At 61.8% G+C, this 1,359-nt stretch carries 1 protein-coding gene; it reads right to left on the bottom strand.

Translation table 11 applies throughout. The annotated features are described in order from the left end of the window. Positions 1-58: 58 nt before the first annotated feature. Positions 59-1,255 carry an IS256 family transposase gene (locus QRN25_RS26200; protein ID WP_103094720.1) on the bottom strand — a complete coding sequence of 399 codons (1,197 nt, stop codon included), beginning with the start codon at positions 1,253-1,255 and terminating at the stop codon, positions 59-61. Positions 1,256-1,359 lie beyond the last annotated feature (104 nt).

Genomic DNA, 1,359 nt, shown 5'->3' with positions numbered 1-1,359 from the left:
GGTCGTGTCCCGCGGGGTGGTGTAGGAACCGTCGATCTACGGCAGGATCAGGTTCAGGTCAGGCGGCCAGTGCTGGCAAGCTGACAATAGGGTTATGGCTCACCGAGCCGAGAGTTTCCAGTGTCATGTAGCGGCGCGATACCGCCCACTCATCGTTCTGCTCCAGCATGAGCGCTCCGACGAGACGAACGACGGCAGCGTCATTCGGGAATATGCCGATCACGTCGGCCCTTCGCTTGATCTCCTTGTTGACTCTTTCCAGCGGGTTGGTGGACGCGATCTGCGCCCAATGATCCTTGGGGAAGGCCATGTAGGCGAGCACGTCTTCGCGTGATGCGTCCATCATGTCGGCCAGCTTTGGAAACTTCTCGCGCAGGGCATCAGCAACTTGGTCCCACTGCTGGTGCGCTGCCTCGGCCGTTTCCTGCGCGAAGATGGTCTTGATCATGGCAATGACAGCGGGTCGTTGTTTCGGCGCGGCATGGGCAAACGCGTTGCGCATCCAGTGCACCCGGCAGCGCTGCTGGGTTGCGGCAAATACCTTGCTGGCCGCGGCGCGCAGCCCTTTGTGATCGTCGGAGATGACCAGCTTCACACCTCGCAGGCCGCGATCCGCCAGCGAGCGCAGGAAGGCTTTCCAGAAGGGTTCGGCTTCCGACGGGCCGGTGGCTACGCCCAGAACCTCGCGCCGGCCATCGGTGTTGACGCCCACCGCGATTATCGCCGCCGTCGAGACAATCCGTCCGCCCTCGCGCTCTTTGAGGTAGGTGGCGTCGATCCATAGATAGGGCCACTCACCTTCAATGGGCCGCGTAAGGAAGGCATTCACCCGCTCGTCTATCTCGGCAACCAAACGGCTGACCTGGCTCTTTGATACACCGCTGGCGCCCATAGCCTTGACCAGATCGTCGACCGAACGGGTCGAAACGCCGTGAACGTAGGCTTCCTGGATCACTGCCGCCAAGGCCTTCTCGGCGGTGCGGCGTGGCTCCAAGAAGCTCGGGAAGTAACTGCCTTTGCGCAGCTTCGGGATTGCCAGATCAATCCGGCCAGCTCGCGTATCCCAACTGCGCTCGCGGTAGCCGTTGCGGTGGTTCAGCCGCTCCGGGCTGCGTGATCCGCAAGGCACGCCCGTCTTCGCCTCGATCTCCAGATCCATCATGCGCTCCGCGGCGAAAGCCAGCATCTCACGCACCAAATCGCTATCAGCCCCTTGCTCAATTAGCTCGACAAGGGCCATTCTGTCGTCGGTCATCGTCTTCTTCTCCAGGTTCGAGTTCGCATCCGAACCCTACCAGAAGATCGACGGTGGCCACCCTCTCAGGGAAACCTTCCTACACCACCCCGCGGGACACGACC

This window comes from Novosphingobium sp. fls2-241-R2A-195, from assembly GCF_030209485.1.
Classification (GTDB): Bacteria; Pseudomonadota; Alphaproteobacteria; order Sphingomonadales; family Sphingomonadaceae; genus Novosphingobium; species Novosphingobium resinovorum.
The sequence above is the reverse complement of the archived record's forward strand: the minus strand, read 5'-3'. Positions and strand labels throughout refer to the sequence as shown.

Excerpts from the sequence above, each read along its gene's own strand:
- QRN25_RS26200 (WP_103094720.1), bottom strand. The coding sequence starts at position 1,255 with ATGACCGACGACAGAATGGCCCTTGTCGAGCTAATTGAGCAAGGGGCT.